Below are 17,299 nucleotides of genomic sequence, written 5' to 3' on the forward strand. Positions count from 1 at the left end.
TAGCATGATTGATGCTATCAAATTGTTGGCTGCAACCTAAAACAACAAAAAGACAATAATGAACTTTCTAATTTCAACAATAACTTTACTTCTATTTTTTTCTTGTGACGGACAGAAACGGAAAACTGTTGAATTAAAAGAACCTAAGGCTTATACGAGTGCTGACATTGTTACAAGCAGTTTAATAGACAAAAATGGAAACCTATGGTTTGGGACATCAACCGAAGGACTTTATAAGTATGACGGAAAAACATTCACGAACTTTAATGAAGAACAAGGTCTTTGTTCTAATCAAATTTGGAGCATTATTGAAGATGACAAAGGAATTATTTGGCTAGCAACAAATGAAGGTTTGTGCAAATACAATGGCAAAACATTTACTCAAATTACACTTCCATACGTTGACACAAGTAGTGAATGGTACAAAAACATTTACCCAACGGTGAACCCAAATCAGGCAAATACAATAATTCAAGACAATAGCGGAATTTTTTGGATTGGGACTTCAGGCGGTGGTGCTTACAAATATGATGGAACAACATTTCAAAATATATTGGCTGAGAAAGGCAGAAAATATGAAGACAGTCTTCATCACAATGTCATACAAAGGATTATGCAGGACAAAAATGGAAACATTTGGTTTGCTTCAATGAGTAATGGCGGAATAACAAAATACGACGGAGAAGCATTCCAAGAGTTCAAAACCGAAAGTGGATTAAGTGATAATATGGTTCGTTATCTCTATCAAGACCAAGAAGGGAATATTTGGATAGGAACAAATGGAAATCGAAATGGCGGTTTGGATAAGTTTGACGGAAAAAACTTTAGAAACTTTAATGAAAGTAATGGTTTGTGCAGTAACAATGTGGCTATAATTTACCAAGCTAAAGACGGTACAATGTGGTTTGGAAGTGATAGAGGTGGCATTTGTTATCTTGAAGATGGCGAATTCATACCAATCAAAGAGTTATCAGAAATATCAATCCGAACAATTATTGAAGATAGAAATAGAAATTTGTGGTTTGGTGGCAGAAAAGGAAATTTGTGGAAATATGATGGAGAGAAATTGACAGATCTAACCCAATTGAAAAATGAATAAAAGGCAGCAGCTGACAATGTATATGAAAAATAGGCGAAACATTAATAAATTAAGGAGCTTTGGCTCGCATCAAAGTTTGTGCTTAACTGAAAGTTTCGTGCTTCGTAATAGCCTACTTTTCATGTACTAAGCGTTGAAAGTTCAGATAAACAATTATTAAATTTGCCTAGCATAGCTCTCTATCAAAAACCTATTCACGCAACCTTTTACCGATAATTACATCTTCTTTGTGAACGTGAATTGGTTATGCGAAATATACTTATTTTAATCCTTGTAGTGGTAACAATAATTTCTTGCTCAAAAGAAAATACCTCGGATGTACGAATCAGACTATCGAACAAAAGCCAATATGATTTTAAGGGTATTACCGTGGATTCGTCAACTGGAACTGTTGATTATGGAGATTTAGAATCTGGTGCCAAGTCTGACTATAAGGTTTTTGAAACGGCCTACAGATACGCCAGTGTCTTCCTGAAAGTCAATGATGAGAAACTTTTTTTACTTGCTAGTGACTTTATAGACATCCCTCTTGAAAATGGGAACTACACTTACGAGCTGCTGATCGACCAGTCAAACGAGTCTAGTGAATTGACCCTAGAGTTAAGATTTGTTGAAGAATAGAATTTCTGGTGAGAATAAATTAACTGTTCACAAAGGACCCGAATCGAGCTCTCCAGTAAATATTATCGGGGCTTAGTAGGTCTGTAAATATTCACTGAACTACTTATAAAATCAGTTGCTAATTTTTAAAAAGGATTTATTTAAGATAACTTCAAATATCCTTAACCATATGGTTTTGTGAAGACAAAAATAAGTACCACATTATAATCGGTAGAATTCATTGTCTATGGTCCTTTTGTGAAGGGCGACTCGTCAAACCATAAAAGTTGTAAGACATTTTATATAAGAACCTTTTTTATTCCTAAGGACAGAACACAAAAACCATAAGTAAGAATACTATAAGAATAAAATCAATGATTATTTATGGTTTTTTGATTTTTAGGCTCTTTAGTTTAAATGCTCAAACAGATAGCTTTGATTCTCAACGAATAAGAATGGCCGTATTAAAAGAGGGGTTAATGGTCTATCCGGAGGTCTTGGCAGCGTCATCAACAAAAAAAGCGAGAAGACTAATCTTAAAACCTTTTTTAACTGATTTTACAAAGGAGCGATTGGAGGTGCTGTCAGTCATATTGGACTTACCATGTCCCATCTCATTGAGTCAAAATAGAATATTGCGTATGCCTGGCCGGCTAGATTCGTCAATGCGATAGGTAGCTCAATAGTTAAAACACATTGTTTTTACCTTTATGTCGATTCTATGTGCGGTGTAAACTGATTATCAAAACTTGAACTTTTAGTTTTTATTGAACAAAACACTTTTTGAGATGTTTCGCGCCCAACACCTGTTTATCCGATCTCCACACCGAATTAACGGGCGATTTGTCGAAATCCAAGGATTTGGACGGATAGAAAACATACCTTATTAGCGTAGAGATTATTTTATGGAAGTGGTCGTTTTACATAAAGAGGCGTTTTACGCCCTGTTCAAAAAGCTGGTCGAACACCTTGAAGCCGACAGGAAGGACACCGAGGACAAATGGATCGATGGCGCGGAGGTGATGTCCATACTCAGGATAAAGTCCACGACCACATTACAAAAATTAAGGGACGAGGGAAAGATCAGGTATTCCCAGCCCCAAAAGAAGATTATCCTTTACGACAGGGAATCCGTTATGGAATATATAGAGAAACATGCCCGGGAAACTTTTTAACCATGGAAGAAGAAATCAAGGTCGACGAAAAATTCAAAAGTGCTTTCAATCTAGGCTACCGTGTGGCGAAGGAACTTAAGCTGAATACCCAAATCCTTAAGGACCAGGAAAAGTTGATGGCAAACAATCCGATGCATATGGGTATGCAACAGTTTATTGACGAAGCTCATCTTTCCAAAAACAAAAAACCGGATAATTCCTTAGAACAGGGCGGAGCGGACGGTGTCAAAAAGAAAAAGGGCAAATCCCGAGGTAGGGGGCCGAGCTTGTAACTGCCGTAAAATGCGATAAAAATCAATGTATTGCCAAGAAGTAAATATCCATTTCTTCTAAAATATCCTCATGGGTAGATGCATCCACCAGAGACAGATCGAATTCACTGGCGAAATTGCATAAGAGTAATTTGAGTTCTTCAAAAGTATCCTCCTCCAATCCACTGGCATTGGGTTCATAAATTTTATAGGCGAGAGACCTGCCAAATTCCATGTCGAATGTCTTTTCAAAATAGGTGTCACATTCAGCTAAGAAGTTCTCGAAGTAACACATGTATTTTTGGTTCAGGCCCCAAAAATATAGAGCGGTAAGTTCATCCTTACCAAAGCCATTTTTGAACCTCCATAGGATTTTGGTAATTGATTGTCGGGTTTCATAAGGCAAGTCAAACCCATAATGATTAACGCTTCTGAACAAGTTCGTAACAGATCCATTGTCCGATTCCGGTTCGAAGGAAAATTCCATCAATAATTTACGTAAAATAGCGTTTTTGAAAAAACCAATAGTAGCCGAACTGACCTCTTTTGTTATGAACATTTTGTCGCTAATACTAATCAAGGCACTCTAAATTTTCAGGTTGTTAGTAGGTTCGGATTTTGATATGACCCAAAGATACCGAGTAAAGATTTGAACCAGGGAGGTCGCATCTTTTTTAACTTTTTTATGAATCGATGCATTCCCAAGCCCCTGCGGAAGTCGCACAACCCTTCCACTCCGATCCTCCCCAAGCGGAAACGCTTCGCCGGTCCGCCCGTGAAGTCTTTCCGTTCCAGTTTTGCACGACACCCTCGGAGCCGCGCAAAAGCACAAGCGGCGGAAAAGCCGCTCGCCCTTTTTTCTCCCTACCCACAAAAAGCTTGAACATTTCCATATTTCCTTCCAATTTTCCAACACCATATAGGACCGCATAAATCCCGAATCCGTACCCATTTGAATTCATATGGTTCGATATGTTTTTAGGAGTTAAAATATTGAAAATAAGATAGTTATAATAAAATTCTATAGCTTATATTTATCTGCCTTTGGCAGATAGCGAGGTGTATTCTAAGTAACTTAGAATCGGCTACTTCTGACGAAGTGTTTTGCTTTAAAAAGCAACGAAAATGGAACAACGGAAAAGAGGCCGAAAACGATTGGGAAAAATGAAACGGTACCACAACGTGATGCTACGGTTCAACGATACGGAATATGAAAGATTGGGGAAGATCTGCGAATCCTATAACTTGGATATTTCGGAACGGGGAACGATAAGTCCGCTGCTTAGAAGATTGGTTTTGCAACAACAGGCCGATAAAAAAGATAGGCTCCCCGATACCTCGAACCTTGCCTACCATATCAACAGGATAGGCAACAACATTAACCAACTGGTCAAGATAGCGCACCACAAGAACCTTAGAAATCCGAATTCGAACCTCGAACGGGAAATTAGGAAGACCAACGAACTGCTTTACTCGCTTATCAAGATAACAATGGAAGAAAGAACGGGATGATAGCAAAGATCATTTATGGCGAAACTTGTACGGGGACATTGAACTATGTCCTCGGGAAAGAGGGTATGCGAATACTCGGTTACGGTAATACGTTTTCCCAAAGCATATCGCCAAAGTTCTTCGGGAGCGTGCTGTACTTTCAGGGACAGCGCAACGCCACCAAGAACCGCTATGCCCATATCAGCCTGAACCTTCCCCACGGCGAACACCTGGATAACGGTACCTTCCTTAAAATCTCCAAAGAGTACATGGAAAATATGGGCTATGGGGAGCAGCCCTACGTCGTGGTAAGGCACAACGATACCAAGCACGAACATGTCCATATCGTGACCACCACGGTAAAAGAAAACGGAAAAGTACTCAAAATCTTCAATAGCCATAGAAGGAGCATAGCGACGCGGCAACACCTGGAAAAAAAGTACGGCCTGAAACCGGCACCTACAACCAAACAGAAAGAACAACTCCCGATATACCGATTGCCCGAACTACAGTTCGGTATGGATGTGCAAAAAGGAACGAAGTATTACTTGCAGGATGTACTGAACGGTATCAACCAAAAATACAAGGTGCGGAGCTTCGAGAAACTGGCAAGACTTGTCAAGCCCTATCACATAGAACTAAGAACCATCATAAATGAATCGGGTAGGATAGGGGTCGCCTACGGACTGAACAATCAAAAGGGCTACCGGACAAGGTTCATCAACGGCTCCGAAGTACACCGAGGGCTTAGCGGCCCGAAACTGCAAAAGGTCTTCGATATCCACTCCAAATCGAAGCTATTGCCGATGCACAGGAAAAGGCTTCTGAAACAGATAGAGACTACCTATGGCCTTTTTCAGACTATCCATCCCCATGACCTAAAAGACGTCCTAAAGGAATATCAGGATATCGACATAAAACTGGACATGCAAGAAGATGTTATCAAGGGGTACACCATGTATGACAAATCAAGATATGTTTTCAGGGAAAGGGAGCTGGGCAAGAACATACGGATGCAGAACCGAAAGGATATTTTCGGGAACGGCAACGAACCCACGCAAATCGATACCGAAAGCAAGCAGTTCAAATTGGAAATTCAAAAAGTGCTAAAAGAGGCATTGACCACTTCCTATCTGAAATCACCCAAACAGAACGGACTGTTCTCGGAAGATGTAATGACCAGGAAATTCGATGACATCGATAAGGACCTATCGGTATCGAAAAATTACAAATTCCTTGAACGTTATATTCCAAGGAGTCAAAAAGGATTGCTGCTTAGGGCTCTGAAGACAGCGTTTCCGATTGTCAGTGAACGATTGTACGAACTAGAAACTAAAAGGGAAAAGAACGCGCTCAAAAACAAATTTAAGCTCATCGGCAAAGTATTGGAGAAACAAATTTTTAATGTTGGCACAAAAGAGGGGAGTGTTCGTCTTTTGTTCCAATCTTTAGGTGTAAAGTATCACAACAATAAGTTGTCCTTTGCCAATTCCAACAAGCATGCAGTTCCCGTTCCTTTGGGCCGTTTGCCCTTCCCCGAGAATATGGAAAAGTTTGTATCCAATGGCTTTGTCCGTCAAAACCATTTGATGCTCGAAATGTTAACGGAACAGTCTTCCGAAAATAGTCCTAAACTATCTGCATCCGCTATTTTCCTGCCTATGATATTTCCGAATCTTTACGAAAAAATGAACCCTGTTTACAAAAAGCAATATGAAAATGTCGCCTTGGCTTCCTATGTAGAAAATGCGGAACGGATGCACGCCCCTTTTGAAAAATCCCCGAAGGACTATATCGCCCTTTTCAATGCGAAGGGGTTTTATTTCGTCAAGGGAGAAAAAGGGTTAGAGGTCAAGTCCATCTATACGGAAAACCAAACAAGTTACCCATTGCCGAAAAGAACGAGCCTTTATTTGAAAACCATTCCCGATTTGAACGTAACATTACAGGGACAACGGACCGTTATCAAAGGACTCGTTGAAGAGGGCAGAAACAACCTTAAAAATCTATGGGCAGGCTATCTTATGGAAAGGGGTGTCTACGATAAGGCCGCCTTTATGCTGGCAAGCGAAAAAGCCTATCCGAACCTCCATCGGGAAATCATACAGCACCACATGGACAACGGGCTTCGCAAATGTTTGAACGAGGTAATGGTTCGTACAACAGATGTCCAACACAAACGCATGTTACGGAAAGGCGTTTATGCCATCAGTTCGTTATTAGGAGGTAGCAGTAGCTCGGAGGAGATGTTCAACGGTTTCAAAGACGAGTTCACGGATTTTACAAAACATTGGCGTAGAAGCAAGGGTATGGGGCTTTCATGATAAAACTCAAAGAGGTGTCTTTGGATAGGAAATCTTGCGCCCTGAAGGGCGCTTTTTGTGGATAGGGAGAAGAATAATTTTGTACTAGTTTAAACTTTTTTGAACTCCTTATTGTATACTTAACTAAGTCGACAAATTTCTAAGCCACTTGAGTAGGAGTGAAGTGTAGCCGAAAACAATAAAATAAAACTATTTCAATTATAACATACGGGATTGGAAGATAAGTATTGGTTTTTATAAATTAATCGAGAATACAAAAATAAATACTAGACGGCTATTTGTTTTACCTATGTTTTACCCTATCAATAAAAAAAGGCTTCCGATTTCTCGGAAGCCCTGTGTTTGCTAGTAGCGGGAACTGGACTCGAACCAGTGACCTTCGGGTTATGAGCCCGACGAGCTACCTACTGCTCTATCCCGCGATATGTACCCCAAAGATAATCAACTTAACATTTCTGCTTTCGGACCATTACACCGACTGAGTTATTTTGGACTGCAAATATACAATGCTTTTGTGCTACAATCAAAACTTAATTTGATAAATATTTCTTAAGTAATCCATTTAAATAATCCCTAAATTACCGGATTAAACTCATTTTTTAACTTACAGATGAATCTAATTAATGAATTCTTGTCGAACATATTGCCCTATACCGAGTGGGTTATGCTTTTTTTAATTATCGGTGGTGGTTTGTTTTTAGTATTTTACTCAAAATTACTACCCTATCGGTATTTTAAACACGCCCTACAGATTACAGGGGGCAAGTATGACGACCCTAAGGACCCAGGCGAGGTAAGCCATCTTCAGGCGCTTTCTTCGGCCGTTGCTGCAACGGTAGGAATGGGGAATATTGCAGGTGTTGCTATTGCTATTTATTTAGGGGGTCCGGGAGTTGTTTTTTGGATTTGGATTACTGCAATAATCGGTATGTGTATAAAGTTTTACTCGTGTAGCTTGTCCATTATGTTTCGTGGTGAAGATTCAGACGGGTCTTTGCAGGGCGGCCCAATGTATTATATTACAAAAGGGATGGGCAAGAAGGCCAAACCCCTCGCTATTTTCTTTTGTATTGCAGGTTTGTTTGGTGTATTGCCAGCCTTTACCACCAATCAGTTTACACAAACCTTGATGAAAGTTATACGGCCCGATGAAGCCTTTATGGTTTTAGGTGATTTTCAATGGAAATTAATCATTGGTGTTGTACTCTCTATTATTACTTCGTTCGTAATTTTTGGTGGACTCAAAAAGATAGCTAAAGTAGCTACGGCAATTGTACCGTTCATGGTTTTGGTCTATTTATTGGCCGTTGTTTATATCCTGTTTACCAATGCATCGGGAATACTACCTTCTTTTAAGTTGATATTTACCGAGGCGTTTAATCTAAAAACAGTTGTTGCAGGTGGACTATGGGGTTTAATTATTATAGGTATTCGAAGGGCGGTCTTCTCAAATGAATCCGGTGTAGGTACCGCACCTATGTTTCATGGGCAGTCTAAAACTAACGAACCTATTCAAGAGGGCTTGGTTGCTATGTTGGGGCCATTTATTGATACCATTATAGTATGTTCCCTTACGGCAGTCGTCATCATCATAAGTGGTGCCCATTTAGAGACAGAAACAAACGGAATTGCGATGACTTTAAACGCTTTTGAAAGTTCTATTCCTTATGGAGGGGTTCTACTAATGATTGTGGTTAGTGCTTTTGCTTTATCTACTTTATTTACCTACTCGTATTACGGGACCAAATGTCTTTCTTTCATCAGCAACGCTAAAATTGGGAAGTATTATAATTGGGTTTACGTGGGTAGTATTACTTTTGCGGCAGTAGCTTCGGTAGATTTGGTCATTAATCTAATCGATTTATCATTTGCGCTTATGGTTATTCCAAATATGATAGCTGTATTGTATTTAGCGCCAAGAGTAAACCAGGCAATGAAAGCCTATTTTTTAAAAGTGAAGCATGAAAGAGCATAAAGCGGGTTTTGTAAATATTATAGGTAATCCTAACGTAGGTAAATCTACGTTGATGAACGCCTTTGTAGGTGAGAAATTATCCATTATAACTTCTAAGGCCCAAACAACAAGACATCGTATTCTGGGCATTGTCAATGGAGACGATTTTCAGATGATTCTTTCCGATACTCCAGGGATTATCAAACCGGCCTACGACTTACAAAGCTCTATGATGGATTTTGTGAAGTCGGCCTTTGAGGATGCAGATGTATTACTGTATATGGTTGAGATTGGAGAGAAAGCATTAAAGGATGAACGGTTTTTTGATAAAATAAAGAATTCTAAAATTCCGGTTTTGCTACTTTTAAATAAAGTAGATACTGCGACCCAAGAATTATTGGAACAACAAGTGCAATATTGGCAAGAGGAATTGCCTACGGTGGAAATACACCCTATATCTGCCCTACAGAATTTTAACATCAAAGGGGTGTTTGAGCGTATTTTAGAATTGTTGCCCACCTCACCTCCATACTATCCAAAAGATCAGTTAACCGATAAGCCAGAACGTTTCTTTGTTAACGAAACGATTCGTGAGAAAATACTATTATACTACAAAAAGGAAATTCCGTATGCGGTTGAAGTGGAGACCGAGGAGTTTTTTGAGGACGAAAAAATCATTCGCATTCGTTCGGTAATTATGGTAGAACGCGATTCCCAAAAAGGTATTATTATCGGCCATAAAGGGAGTGCGCTTAAAAAAGTAGGAGTAGAATCACGAAAAGATTTGGAAAAATTCTTTGATAAACAAGTGCATATAGAATTGTACGTGAAAGTGAACAAGAACTGGAGGAACGATAGTAGACAGCTGAAACGGTTCGGTTATAATAAGTAGAAGCACGTTTATATTTACGATCAACTTGCTCATATTCTTTTGTTTATACTACCTTTGCAGCCAAATTTAGAGGTATGGGAGCTATCGTGGCTATTGTGGGAAGACCTAATGTAGGTAAATCAACATTTTTTAATAGATTAATTCAACGAAGGGAAGCCATTGTTGATGCTGTTAGCGGCGTAACTCGTGATAGGCATTATGGAAAAAGTGATTGGAACGGCAAGGAGTTTTCTATTATTGATACCGGTGGTTACATCTTAGGTAGCGATGACGTTTTTGAAAAGGAAATTGATAAGCAGGTAGAACTAGCTATCGCCGAGGCAGATGCGATTATTTTTATGGTCGATGTAGAAACTGGTGTAACCGGTATGGATGAAGATGTAGCTAAACTTTTAAGAAGGGTAAATAAACCTGTTTTTCTTGCCATAAATAAGGTGGATAATGCCATGCGTCAAGAAGATGCAGTGGAGTTCTATTCCTTAGGACTGGGAGAGTTTTATACGCTTTCCAGTATTAACGGCAGCGGTACTGGAGAGCTGTTGGATGCTTTGGTAGAAAAGTTGCCAGACGTAGAAAAGGAAGAAAGTATATTACCAAGATTTGCAGTAGTCGGAAGGCCAAATGCAGGGAAGTCATCTTTCATCAATGCCCTCATCGGTGAAGATCGATATATTGTAACCGATATTGCCGGAACGACAAGGGATAGTATTGATACAAAGTACAATAGGTTTGGCTTTGAGTTCAATTTAGTGGACACCGCAGGAATCCGAAGAAAATCCAAGGTTAAGGAAGATTTGGAATTTTATTCGGTAATGCGTTCTGTTAGGGCAATAGAACATGCGGATGTTTGTTTGATATTGGTAGATGCAACCCGAGGTTTTGATGGTCAGGTTGCAAATATTTTTTGGTTGGCACAACGTAACAACAAAGGCATCGTTATTCTCGTAAATAAGTGGGATTTGGTCGAGGATAAGGAAACCAATACCATAAAACAATATACACAGCGCATAAAACAAGCTATAGAGCCTTTTGTAGATGTACCTATCTTGTTTATCTCGGTGCTAACAAAACAACGTATTTTTAAAGCTATTGAAACTGCCGTAGATGTCTATAATAACCGTAGCAGGAAAATTATTACTCGTAAATTTAATGAGGTAATGTTGCCTATTATAGAAAACTATCCACCACCTGCATATAAGGGCAAATATGTAAAAATTAAGTTCTGCACACAATTGCCTACTGAGTATCCGCAATTTGCCTTCTTTTGTAACTTGCCGCAATACGTAAGAGAGCCATATAAGCGCTATCTAGAAAATAAAATAAGGGAGGAGTTCGATTTTACAGGAGTTCCGATAACGATTTATATGCGTAAAAAGTAGGAGATTTGAAAGTAAGATTCAATTATAGCTTTAAGTAAAATAGAAGTGAACGTTACGTTTGGTAGCCATATTTATCAAGGAAGTAGAATAGGCGTACCTATGGGTTAGTTTTTACTTCGAGTTTAAATTAGTGATTACTTTTTAAGCTAAAAACCTCCAACAGCGGGTGGGCTTGAGTATCTGTTTGAATTTGACATTATAGCTTAAGTTACCATCCACCGGAAGCACCACCGCCGCCAAATCCGCCGCCGCCAAATCCCCCACCGAATCCGCCACCACCAAAACTACCACCACCAAAGCCTCCTCCGGTTCTTCCACTGCGGCCCATGTTGCTTAGAATAATGACATCCCAAAGGTCTAGTCCACGGTTTTTGCGACCTCCATTTCCGCCTTTGCCACCTTTGTTTCGTTTGGATAGGATAATTAGAATAATAAAGAATATAATGAACGGTAATAAGGTTCTTAGAGGAAAGCCGTCTTCCGTAGTAAAACTACGGTCTTCTTTAAATTCACCATTTAAAACCTTAAAAATAGTGTCGGCACCATCATTGAGTCCGCCGTAATAATCTCCGGTTTTAAACTTAGGTACAATAATATTTTCTATAATTCTACGGGACATGGCATCTGTGAGATTGCCTTCTACACCGTAGCCAGTATTTATAGCTATTTTCCTGTCATCTCTTGCTAAAAGGATTAAAACGCCGTTGTCTTTTCCAGCTTGTCCAATACCCCATTTTTGTCCCCATTGCGCACCAAGGTAGGTGATATTTTCTCCTTTTGTACTGGCGATAATCGCAACTACAATTTGCGTAGACGTACTGTCCGAATAGCGTATCAGCTTCTGTTCTAAAGCATTTTTCTGAACAACGGAGAGAAGATTTATATAATCGTAAACACTGGTTTCCTTTTCGGGTTTCTCCGGTATTTCGAATTGCCCCCAAATAGAGGTAAAAGCCAGTAAAAGTAAAAAGCTGAGACTAGCCTTTAGATATTTCATTGCTTAGTTCGTTTCTGTCGCCATGCTGCCAAGGAAAGTGTTTTTCTAGTTCGGTTCCCGCTTTTAGAACCCCTTGTAGGATACCTTCTTTATAATTTCCTTCTTTAAAATGAGATGCAATAATTTCTTTGGTCGCCTCCCAGAAATTTTCCGGCACCGCTTTATCTATGCCTTTGTCACCACAAATGGCGAATTTTCTATCGTTTACGGCTACATATAACAGTACTCCGTTCTCCTCTTTGGTATTATCCATTTTTAGAAGATGAAAAACTTCCTTCGCTCTGTCATAATGATTTAAACGAGTATGCGATTCTATATGCACCCTAATTTCGCCAGACGTGTTTTTTTCTGCCTCTAAAATAGCCTCTATAATTTCCTGTTCATCGCTAATACTTAAAAAATCTTCGACTCTGGACATGTATGGTTGTTAAAGGTCAAAGTTAACATCCGGTGCTTGTTCAGAACCTGTCTCGGATTTAAAATAGGCAAGTTCATCAAAATTGAAAATTCCTGCTAAAACAGAGTTTGGGAATTTCTTAATATGAAGGTTGTAAGGTTCTACTGTTGCATTGAAACGATCTCTTGCTACGTTAATCCTATTCTCTGTGCCCTCCAATTGTGATTGTAATTCTAAGAAGTTTTGGTTTGCCTTTAAATCCGGGTAGCGCTCTACAGTTACTAAGAGTTTGCTTAGGGCACCGCTTAACCCACTTTGTGCTTGGTTAAATTGTGCAAGTTGTTCCGGTGTAATATTGGTTGGGTCTATGCTTACAGATGTCGCTTTTGCGCGGGCTTCGATGACATCCGTTAAGGTTCCTCGTTCAAAATCTGCAGCTCCTTGTACCGTCTTTACTAAATTCCCTATAAGGTCATTTCTGCGCTGGTACGAGCTTTCTACGTTTGCCCAGGTTTTAGTAGATGTTTCTTTTAGCGCTATAGCTGTATTGTTGAAACCAACGCCCCATTGGTATAGGCCAAAAGCGATTACGCCCAGTACGATTAATGCAATAATTCCTTTTTTCATAATTATAGTGGTTTTGGTTGTTCCTTATAGGGAACACGGTATAGTGTTTATAGTTGATTTTTTATTTTGATAAGCTCTGCCTTCACGCCTTCTAGTTTTTGAATAATATCAAAATTGGAGAGGGTTTTTTGCTTTTCTTCTTTAAGGTGTGTTTTTGCACCATCTAGGGTAAAACCACGTTCTTTTACCAAATGGTAAATGAGTTGAAGGTTTTTGATATCCTGGGGCGTAAATTTTCTATTCCCTTTTGCGTTCTTCTTGGGTTGTAATGCGTCAAATTCCTTTTCCCAAAAGCGGATTAAGGACGTATTAACGCCAAAGGCACGGGCGACTTCCCCAATGCCATAATATCGTTTTTCGGGGAGTTCTATTTGCATTAATCCAGAGATTGATTTTCTTGGTTTGCGTACTTCAACATATTTTCAAATTCCTCAGGCGATAAACTACCATAGTAGAAATTTAACGGGTTAATGCGATCATTATCCTTCCATACCTCATAGTGTAAATGTGGTGCTTCGGAACGACCTGTACTACCAACAAACCCGATAAGGTCCCCTCTTTTAACTTTATTGCCTTTCTTAACGTTGTATTGGCTTAGATGTGCGTACAGGCTTAGGTACCCGTAGCCATGGTCAATTCTAATATGCTTTCCATATCCGGAAGAATTGTTGTCTGCTCTGGTAATTGTTCCATCTCCGGTGGCATAAATAGGCGTTCCTTTGGGCGCCGTAAAATCCATTCCGTAGTGCATTTTTCGTGCTTTTGTAAAGGGATCAGAGCGCCAGCCATAACCAGAAGCCATTCGCGTTAGTTCTTCATTGTTAATGGGCTGTATGGCGGGAATTGCCACTAACAATTTTTCTTTTTCTTCTGCCAACTTGGTAATCTCGTCCAATGATTTGGATTGTATGGCCATCTGTTTTTTTATGATGTCCAAACGCTGTGTAGTGGCAATGACCATATCCGAATTATTAAATCCTTCCAAGGATTTATATCGGTTAACCCCACCGAAACCGGCACGTCGTTGCTCCTCTGGAATAGGATTTGCTTCAAAATAAAGTCTATATATGTTGTTGTCGCGATCTTCTATGTTAACCAGAACGTCTTCGATCTGCTCCATTTTTTTGTTCAGCAACTCAAATTGGAGTTCGTAATTTTTTAGCTCACGTGCCAAAGAAAGTTCCCTTGGCGTATTTATTAGGTTGGTATTCAATAACAATATCAACCCTAAAAGACCAAAGATAAATGACCCTAAAAAGAAAAAGACAATATTGCGGTAGCGTCTAGATTTTTCCGGTTCTATCTTACGGTAAGATAGTGTGTCTGGGTCGTAATAGTATTTTACCTTAGACATGAATAGTTTTTATGTTATTTTTGTGGTTTATTTTTAACATAACAAACAAATATAAAAATTGTTTTCTACAAACAGTTAAAATTTGTAAAAGCTTAGCATTTTAGATGAATTCCAAGGATATACGAAAGCAATTTTTACAATTTTTTGAAGGTAAAGGACATAAAATAGTTCCTTCTGCGCCCATGGTTATCAAAGATGACCCCACCTTGCTTTTTACAAATGCAGGAATGAACCAGTTTAAGGAATATTTTTTGGGTATCTCCGAGCCAAAAGCAACACGTGTATCAGACTCTCAAAAATGCCTTAGGGTTAGTGGTAAACATAACGATTTGGAGGAAGTAGGGAAAGATACTTATCACCATACCATGTTCGAGATGTTGGGTAATTGGAGTTTTGGCGATTATTTTAAGGAAGAGGCCATAACATGGGCATGGGAATTGTTAACCGATGTTCTGAAAATTGACAAGGAGAGCCTTTATGTTTCTGTTTTCCAGGGGAGTGATGATGCCGATACCCTGGATAAGGATAATGAAGCCTATGAAATATGGCGTAAAATTGTTCCCAAGGATAGAATTATCATGGGAAATAAGAAGGACAATTTCTGGGAAATGGGAGACCAAGGACCTTGTGGCCCCTGTTCGGAAATTCATGTAGATATTCGTTCAAAGGAAGAGAAAGCTAAGGTATCTGGTGCGAGCTTGGTCAACGCAGATCACCCTTTGGTTGTAGAGATTTGGAATTTGGTTTTCATGCAATACAATCGCAAAGCAAATGGTAGTTTGGAGCCGTTACCGGCCAAACATGTAGATACGGGAATGGGATTTGAGCGTTTGTGCATGGTGTTACAAAATGTAAAATCCAATTACGACACAGATGTTTTTACCCCCTTGATAAGAGAAATAGAAACGATTACCAATAGCAAGTACGCTAGTCCCAATGATTCGGGAGAGGAGGTAGATATCGCCATTCGCGTAATTGCAGATCATATAAGGGCAGTAGCGTTTTCCATCGCAGATGGCCAATTGCCTAGTAACACCGGAGCGGGCTATGTTATCCGAAGAATTCTAAGGCGTGCCGTGCGCTACGGATTTACATTTTTGGATGCCAAAGAACCATTTATGTTTCGTTTGGTTCCTGTGCTTACCCAAACTATGGGTGATGCTTTTCCAGAATTGAAAGAGCAAAAACAATTGATACAGAATGTCATAAAGGAAGAGGAACATTCTTTTCTTAAAACATTAGATCAAGGATTAATCTTGTTAGATACTATCATAAAGAATTCAAAGGATAAAAAGGTTGACGGTGCAAAGGCATTTGAGCTGTACGATACGTTTGGTTTTCCGATAGATTTGACAGCACTTATACTTAGTGAAAAGGGGTATACGTTGGATGAGGTTGGTTTTGATAATGCCATGCAAAAACAAAAAGACCGTTCCAAATCCGCATCGGAAATATCCAAACAGGACTGGACAATCCTGATTGATGACAAAGAGCAAGAGTTTATTGGTTACGACGTCTTGAAGTCTAATATTCAACTTGTAAAGTATAGGAAAATAACCTCTAAGAAAGATGGGGTACAATATCAGGTTGTTTTTAATTTAACCCCGTTTTATGCAGAAGGTGGTGGGCAAGTAGGTGATAAAGGGTATCTGGAATCTTCTGATGGCGATGTAGTTTATATTATTGACACGAAAAAAGAGAACAACGAAATTGTTCATTTTGTTAAAAATTTACCCAAGAAGTTAGAAGGAACTTTTGAAGCAGTGGTCGATGCCAAGCACAGACAGCTTACCGAGGCCAACCACACAGCTACCCATTTGTTGCACCAAGCCTTGAGGGAAGTTTTGGGGACGCATGTAGAGCAAAAAGGTTCTGCGGTACATTCCAGATACCTCCGTTTTGATTTTTCCCACTTCTCCAAAATGACCGACGATGAGTTAAAACAGGTAGAGGACTTTGTTAATGCACGCATAGCAGGGCAATTGCCCTTAGAAGAAAAACGCAATATTCCTATGCATGAAGCCCTGGAATCAGGTGCAATGGCTTTGTTTGGCGAAAAGTATGGAGATACGGTCCGTACCATTAAATTTGGGCAATCGGTAGAACTGTGTGGCGGTACACATGTCAAAAATACGGGGGATATTTGGCATTTTAAACTTAAGTCCGAAGGTGCAGTTGCGGCGGGAATCCGTCGTATAGAGGCGATTACAAGTGATGCCGTAAAAGAGTATTTTTTTGATAATAACCAATCCTTAGAAGCTATAAAGCAAGTGTTAGGAAATGCACAAGACCCTATAAAAGCAGTATCCGCTCTTCAGCAAGAAAATACGGAATTAAAGAAGCAAGTGGCGCAGTTGTTAAAGGAAAAGGCAAAAAATCTAAAAGGAGATTTAGCAAAAGAGTTAGAAGACATTAACGGCGTACAGTTTTTGGCCAAAAAGATAGATCTGGATGCGGCAGGTATTAAAGACCTCTCTTTTGAAATGGGGCAGAACAGGGATAATCTTTTTATCTTTTTCGCGACCGAACAAAGTGGTAAGGCTTTGCTGTCTTGCTATATTTCCAAGGAGCTGGTAGCCTCGAGGAATCTGAATGCAGGGACGATTGTACGCGAGCTAGGAAAACACATTCAAGGCGGAGGCGGTGGGCAACCGTTCTTTGCTACGGCTGGAGGCAAAAATCCAAACGGTATACAGGAGGCTTTAGAAAAGGCCAGGGACTATATAAGTAAGCAGTAACGGATGGCAGTTCTTTACTAC

General features: G+C 39.6%; 17 protein-coding genes and 1 tRNA gene. 10 read left to right on the forward strand and 8 right to left on the reverse strand.

What is annotated here, in order from left to right; genetic code table 11:
- Positions 1–58: 58 nt before the first annotated feature.
- From MS6x_RS13630 to MS6x_RS13645, 4 genes are all read left to right on the forward strand, one after another.
- A complete protein-coding gene (locus MS6x_RS13630; RefSeq protein WP_482602966.1) occupies positions 59–1,099 on the forward strand; it encodes a ligand-binding sensor domain-containing protein in 1,041 nt (346 codons plus the stop codon).
- Between the two features lie 246 nt (positions 1,100–1,345).
- Positions 1,346–1,720 carry a hypothetical protein gene (locus MS6x_RS13635; RefSeq protein WP_482602968.1) on the forward strand — a complete coding sequence of 125 codons (375 nt, stop codon included), beginning with the start codon at positions 1,346–1,348 and terminating at the stop codon, positions 1,718–1,720.
- 884 nt (positions 1,721–2,604) lie between these two features.
- Positions 2,605–2,874: a helix-turn-helix domain-containing protein gene (locus tag MS6x_RS13640; RefSeq protein ID WP_482602970.1), complete on the forward strand. Its 270-nt coding sequence runs from the start codon at positions 2,605–2,607 to the stop codon at positions 2,872–2,874.
- Between the two features lie 2 nt (positions 2,875–2,876).
- The gene (locus MS6x_RS13645) at positions 2,877–3,146 is read left to right on the forward strand and encodes a hypothetical protein (protein ID WP_482602972.1); all 270 of its coding nucleotides are present in this window, start codon (positions 2,877–2,879) and stop codon (positions 3,144–3,146) included.
- A 22-nt stretch (positions 3,147–3,168) separates the two neighbouring features.
- Here the strand turns inward: MS6x_RS13645 and MS6x_RS13650 are convergent, their stop codons facing one another.
- Entirely contained in the window at positions 3,169–3,684 is a 516-nt protein-coding gene (locus MS6x_RS13650; protein WP_482602974.1) for a hypothetical protein, read from the reverse strand.
- A 124-nt stretch (positions 3,685–3,808) separates the two neighbouring features.
- Positions 3,809–4,087, reverse strand: a complete 279-nt coding sequence (locus MS6x_RS13655) for a hypothetical protein (RefSeq protein WP_482602976.1) — start codon at positions 4,085–4,087, stop codon at positions 3,809–3,811.
- Between the two features lie 163 nt (positions 4,088–4,250).
- Here MS6x_RS13655 and MS6x_RS13660 point away from each other — a divergent pair, with 163 nt between their 5' ends.
- Together MS6x_RS13660 and MS6x_RS13665 are read left to right on the forward strand one after the other, a co-directional pair.
- A complete protein-coding gene (locus MS6x_RS13660) occupies positions 4,251–4,637 on the forward strand; it encodes a MobC domain-containing protein (protein ID WP_482602978.1) in 387 nt (128 codons plus the stop codon).
- Entirely contained in the window at positions 4,634–6,940 is a 2,307-nt protein-coding gene (locus MS6x_RS13665; RefSeq protein ID WP_482602980.1) for a relaxase/mobilization nuclease domain-containing protein, read from the forward strand. The genes MS6x_RS13660 and MS6x_RS13665 overlap by 4 nt, the downstream gene beginning before the upstream one ends.
- Before the next feature lie 349 nt (positions 6,941–7,289).
- Here the strand turns inward: MS6x_RS13665 and MS6x_RS13670 are convergent.
- A tRNA-Met gene (locus tag MS6x_RS13670) sits at positions 7,290–7,362 on the reverse strand.
- Positions 7,363–7,550: 188 nt separating this feature from the next.
- Here MS6x_RS13670 and MS6x_RS13675 point away from each other — a divergent pair.
- The 3 genes from MS6x_RS13675 to der all read left to right on the forward strand — a co-directional run bounded on the left by MS6x_RS13675 (position 7,551) and on the right by der (position 11,165).
- Entirely contained in the window at positions 7,551–8,915 is a 1,365-nt protein-coding gene (locus MS6x_RS13675; protein WP_482602982.1) for an alanine/glycine:cation symporter family protein, read from the forward strand.
- Positions 8,902–9,786 carry a GTPase Era gene (gene era / locus MS6x_RS13680; protein WP_482602984.1) on the forward strand — a complete coding sequence of 295 codons (885 nt, stop codon included), beginning with the start codon at positions 8,902–8,904 and terminating at the stop codon, positions 9,784–9,786. The genes MS6x_RS13675 and era overlap by 14 nt, the downstream gene beginning before the upstream one ends.
- A 74-nt stretch (positions 9,787–9,860) precedes the next feature.
- Entirely contained in the window at positions 9,861–11,165 is a 1,305-nt protein-coding gene (gene der / locus MS6x_RS13685) for a ribosome biogenesis GTPase Der (RefSeq protein ID WP_482602986.1), read from the forward strand.
- 208 nt (positions 11,166–11,373) lie between these two features.
- Here the strand turns inward: der and MS6x_RS13690 are convergent, their stop codons facing one another.
- Genes MS6x_RS13690 through MS6x_RS13710 form a run of 5 tightly spaced genes read right to left on the reverse strand, consistent with a single transcriptional unit; the run spans position 11,374 to position 14,540 of the window.
- Entirely contained in the window at positions 11,374–12,162 is a 789-nt protein-coding gene (locus MS6x_RS13690; protein WP_482602988.1) for a TPM domain-containing protein, read from the reverse strand.
- The gene (locus tag MS6x_RS13695) at positions 12,143–12,580 is read right to left on the reverse strand and encodes a TPM domain-containing protein (RefSeq protein ID WP_482602990.1); all 438 of its coding nucleotides are present in this window, start codon (positions 12,578–12,580) and stop codon (positions 12,143–12,145) included. Before MS6x_RS13695 ends, MS6x_RS13690 begins: the two co-directional genes overlap by 20 nt.
- Before the next feature lie 9 nt (positions 12,581–12,589).
- The gene (locus MS6x_RS13700) at positions 12,590–13,186 is read right to left on the reverse strand and encodes a LemA family protein (RefSeq protein ID WP_482602992.1); all 597 of its coding nucleotides are present in this window, start codon (positions 13,184–13,186) and stop codon (positions 12,590–12,592) included.
- Between the two features lie 47 nt (positions 13,187–13,233).
- On the reverse strand, positions 13,234–13,563 hold the full coding sequence (locus tag MS6x_RS13705; protein WP_482602994.1) for a MerR family transcriptional regulator: 330 nt from the start codon (positions 13,561–13,563) through the stop codon (positions 13,234–13,236).
- A complete protein-coding gene (locus MS6x_RS13710) occupies positions 13,563–14,540 on the reverse strand; it encodes a M23 family metallopeptidase (protein WP_482602996.1) in 978 nt (325 codons plus the stop codon). Before MS6x_RS13710 ends, MS6x_RS13705 begins: the two co-directional genes overlap by 1 nt.
- A gap of 104 nt (positions 14,541–14,644) precedes the next feature.
- Between MS6x_RS13710 and alaS the strand changes: the two genes are divergently transcribed.
- The gene (gene alaS / locus MS6x_RS13715) at positions 14,645–17,278 is read left to right on the forward strand and encodes an alanine--tRNA ligase (RefSeq protein WP_482602998.1); all 2,634 of its coding nucleotides are present in this window, start codon (positions 14,645–14,647) and stop codon (positions 17,276–17,278) included.
- Positions 17,279–17,299 lie beyond the last annotated feature (21 nt).

The organism is Maribacter sp. MS6 (genome assembly GCF_056839185.1).

What these genes read in the sequence shown, in the direction of transcription:
- der (WP_482602986.1), top strand. Translation starts at nt 9,861, where the DNA reads ATGGGAGCTATCGTGGCTATTGTGGGAAGACCTAATGTAGGTAAATCA.
- MS6x_RS13700 (WP_482602992.1), bottom strand. Translation starts at nt 13,186, where the DNA reads ATGAAAAAAGGAATTATTGCATTAATCGTACTGGGCGTAATCGCTTTT.
- MS6x_RS13705 (WP_482602994.1), bottom strand. Translation starts at nt 13,563, where the DNA reads ATGCAAATAGAACTCCCCGAAAAACGATATTATGGCATTGGGGAAGTC.
- MS6x_RS13665 (WP_482602980.1), top strand. Translation starts at nt 4,634, where the DNA reads ATGATAGCAAAGATCATTTATGGCGAAACTTGTACGGGGACATTGAAC.
- alaS (WP_482602998.1), top strand. Translation starts at nt 14,645, where the DNA reads ATGAATTCCAAGGATATACGAAAGCAATTTTTACAATTTTTTGAAGGT.
- MS6x_RS13695 (WP_482602990.1), bottom strand. Translation starts at nt 12,580, where the DNA reads ATGTCCAGAGTCGAAGATTTTTTAAGTATTAGCGATGAACAGGAAATT.
- MS6x_RS13690 (WP_482602988.1), bottom strand. Translation starts at nt 12,162, where the DNA reads ATGAAATATCTAAAGGCTAGTCTCAGCTTTTTACTTTTACTGGCTTTT.
- MS6x_RS13630 (WP_482602966.1), top strand. Translation starts at nt 59, where the DNA reads ATGAACTTTCTAATTTCAACAATAACTTTACTTCTATTTTTTTCTTGT.
- MS6x_RS13655 (WP_482602976.1), bottom strand. Translation starts at nt 4,087, where the DNA reads ATGAATTCAAATGGGTACGGATTCGGGATTTATGCGGTCCTATATGGT.
- MS6x_RS13645 (WP_482602972.1), top strand. Translation starts at nt 2,877, where the DNA reads ATGGAAGAAGAAATCAAGGTCGACGAAAAATTCAAAAGTGCTTTCAAT.
- MS6x_RS13650 (WP_482602974.1), bottom strand. Translation starts at nt 3,684, where the DNA reads ATGTTCATAACAAAAGAGGTCAGTTCGGCTACTATTGGTTTTTTCAAA.
- MS6x_RS13675 (WP_482602982.1), top strand. Translation starts at nt 7,551, where the DNA reads ATGAATCTAATTAATGAATTCTTGTCGAACATATTGCCCTATACCGAG.
- MS6x_RS13660 (WP_482602978.1), top strand. Translation starts at nt 4,251, where the DNA reads ATGGAACAACGGAAAAGAGGCCGAAAACGATTGGGAAAAATGAAACGG.
- MS6x_RS13640 (WP_482602970.1), top strand. Translation starts at nt 2,605, where the DNA reads ATGGAAGTGGTCGTTTTACATAAAGAGGCGTTTTACGCCCTGTTCAAA.
- MS6x_RS13635 (WP_482602968.1), top strand. Translation starts at nt 1,346, where the DNA reads ATGCGAAATATACTTATTTTAATCCTTGTAGTGGTAACAATAATTTCT.
- era (WP_482602984.1), top strand. Translation starts at nt 8,902, where the DNA reads ATGAAAGAGCATAAAGCGGGTTTTGTAAATATTATAGGTAATCCTAAC.
- MS6x_RS13710 (WP_482602996.1), bottom strand. Translation starts at nt 14,540, where the DNA reads ATGTCTAAGGTAAAATACTATTACGACCCAGACACACTATCTTACCGT.